The sequence below is a fragment of the Actinomadura sp. NPDC049753 genome (assembly GCF_040674655.1).
Classification (GTDB): Bacteria; Actinomycetota; Actinomycetes; order Streptosporangiales; family Streptosporangiaceae; genus Spirillospora; species Spirillospora verrucosospora.
This window is the reverse complement of sequence record NZ_JBFARL010000409.1, coordinates 1-2,459: the sequence shown is the minus strand read 5'-3', so window position 1 is coordinate 2,459 and position 2,459 is coordinate 1. Positions and strand designations below refer to the sequence as shown.

Sequence of the window (2,459 nt, the reverse complement as noted above, 5' to 3'; positions counted from 1 at the left end):
GAAGGCCTCGTTCGGCGCCGCGGTGACCGCCCGGCGCGCCGACGCCAGCCAGGCGGCGCGGGGGAACGACGAGGCGTCCGGCTGGCCCTGCCGCAAGCCGGGACGACCGACATCGTCGGTTTCCTCGGCATGGAGAAGGTCTTCACCGCCAACATGACCGGCAACATCGTGCTGTTCGGCCTCGCCGCCGGCGAGGGGAACGGCGCCGACCTGGCCCGCTGCGGCGCCGCGACGGTCGCGTTCGCGCTCGGCCTGCTCGCCGGGTTCCTCATCGCGGGACGCACCGCCGCCGGACGGGTGTGGCCGCCCCGCGTCACCGCCGTCCTCGGGTTCGTCCTGGTGCTGCAGACCGCGTTCCTCGCGGGGTGGGCCGCCGCGGGCGCCGAGCCGCACGGCGGCGGGCTGCTCGCCCTCGTCTCCCTGTCGTCGGTGGCGATGGGCGCGCAGACGGCGGCGGCGCGCAGCATGGCCGCCGACGGGATCACCACCACGTTCGTCACCGGCACGCTGACCTCGATGATGGGCGGCCTCGCCGTCGGGCAGGGAGCGGCGGCCGGGCCGCGGACCGCGGTGATCCTCGGCCTCGCCGCCGGGGCGGCGGTGGCGGGCGCGCTGATGACCGGCGCCCCCATCGCGGCCGCGGCCGTCAGTCCCGTCGTGCTGGCCGTGGTGATCGCCGGTGCGTTCCGGCTGCACCCGGCCCGGACCTCCTAGGCCGGTTCCGCCCGGTCAGGCGGGGCCCGTCCAGCGGGCGCGGGCCATGTCGACGCGGCGGCCGTCGGGGCGCAGCGGAGTCCCCTCCGCGCGGTAGTTCTCGTGGGCCCGGAGCTCGTGGCCGCTCGGCGGGTTCCCGTCCGCGCGGATCACCCGCCACCACGGGACGGCGCCCCCGTACAGCGACATCACGCGCCCTACCTGCCGCGGCCCGCCCCGTCCGACCAGCTCGGCCACGTCTCCGTAGGACAGGACGCGGCCCGGCGGGATGCGCTCCACGGCGTCCAGCACCGCCTCGGCGTACTCGTCAGGTTCGGACCACATCCGCTTATTCTCCCGGTTCCCGCTCGGCGCGCAGCAGGACGGCGGCGCCCGCGAGGCCGAGCAGGGACAGCGCGCAGATCAGCAGGTGGGTGAGGACGAGCTCGCCGGAGCGGTGCACGACCTGGACGGGACGGACCGGACCGGTCGCGAACCGCTTCCCGGCGGGCAGGCCCGCACCGTCCGTCCGGGCCCCCGCCAGGGCGTCGGACGCGGCGAGCGCGGCGGCGGCGTCCACCCGCCCGAAGCCGACGCCCCGGTCGTAGCCCCGCGCCGGGCGGTTCGCGGTGCTCGCCGCGATGGCCTGGGTCACCAGTGCGGGGGCGAGGCCGCGGTGGCGCGACCGGATGAGCGCGGCGACGCCGGAGACGAACGCGGTCGCCGGGCTCGTGCCGTCCCCGATCCAGTACCGCCCGTCCGGACCCGCGCCGACGATCTGCACGCCGGGCGCGGACACGACGACGCCGGAGTTGCGGTTGGAGAACCCGGCGTGCCGGCCCCGCGCGTCCACGGCGGCCACGGAGATCACGCCGGGGAACGACGCCGGGTACAGGTACCTGGTGGAGCCGCCGCTCCCGGGCCGGCGGGCGCCGCGCGCCGGGGCGGGCCGGCCGCCCGCCCCGCGCGGGTCGTCCTCGGCTCCGCTGTTGCCGGCGGCCGCGACCACGACCACGTTCCGGCTGATCGCGTAGGCGACGGCGTCGCGCTCGCCCGGCGTGGGGTAGGAGCGGCCGAGCGACAGGTTGACCACGTCGGCGCCGTGGTCGACGGCGTACCGGATGCCCCGGGCGATCGTCCCGGTGTAGCGCCTGCCGCCGGTGAACTCCGCGAAGCCCGGCTCGTCGCGTTCCAGGATCACCCGCAGGGACAGCAGGCGCGCCTCGGGCGCGACGCCGACGACCCCCTCGGCGCCGCCGGGGCCGTGCCCGTGCCCGGCGATGATCGACGCCATGTTGGTGCCGTGCAGCCGCTTCGGCGGGACGCCGGGCGGGTTCGCGCCGCGCGTGTAGTCGGGCCCGGTGGTGACGGAGCCCGCGAGGTCGGCCTGGTCCTCGTCCACACCCGAGTCGAGGACGGCGACGGTGACGCCGCCGCCCTTGGACATCGTCCAGGCGCGCGGCACGTGCAGCGACTCCAGGACGGGGGTGACCGCGTCCCGCACCGGGTCGGAGGCGAGGGCGGCGCTGCGGGGAACGGCGGCGCGAGCCGGCGGCGCGGCGGGGGCCGCGGCCAGCGCCAGCGCGGCCGCGCCGGCCGCGGCACGCCTCAGCACCGCCACTCCCGGGCGCCGCAGCGGACCTCCGCGGGCGCGGTCAGCGGCCGCAGGACGATCCTATGGTTCCTCATCCCCGAAAGCCGACAGGAGTAGCGGTGGTCGCGAGGGACCACGGTGGCCGCGAGGGCCACGGTGATCGTGAAGGACC

General features: G+C 77.6%; 3 protein-coding genes. 1 reads left to right on the top strand and 2 read right to left on the bottom strand.

What is annotated here, in order from left to right:
- Positions 1-714, top strand: a 714-nt coding sequence (locus tag AB0K37_RS41670; RefSeq protein WP_363991631.1) for a YoaK family protein, incomplete at its 5' end; no start/stop codon positions are given.
- Positions 715-729: 15 nt separating this feature from the next.
- Here the strand turns inward: AB0K37_RS41670 and AB0K37_RS41665 are convergent.
- Together AB0K37_RS41665 and AB0K37_RS41660 are read right to left on the bottom strand one after the other, a co-directional pair.
- Positions 730-1,038: an MGMT family protein gene (locus AB0K37_RS41665; protein ID WP_345184540.1), complete on the bottom strand. Its 309-nt coding sequence runs from the start codon at positions 1,036-1,038 to the stop codon at positions 730-732.
- Positions 1,039-1,042: 4 nt separating this feature from the next.
- Positions 1,043-2,308: a S8 family serine peptidase gene (locus AB0K37_RS41660; protein ID WP_363991626.1), complete on the bottom strand. Its 1,266-nt coding sequence runs from the start codon at positions 2,306-2,308 to the stop codon at positions 1,043-1,045.
- Positions 2,309-2,459 lie beyond the last annotated feature (151 nt).

What these genes read in the sequence shown, in the direction of transcription:
- AB0K37_RS41665 (WP_345184540.1), bottom strand. Translation starts at nt 1,038, where the DNA reads ATGTGGTCCGAACCTGACGAGTACGCCGAGGCGGTGCTGGACGCCGTG.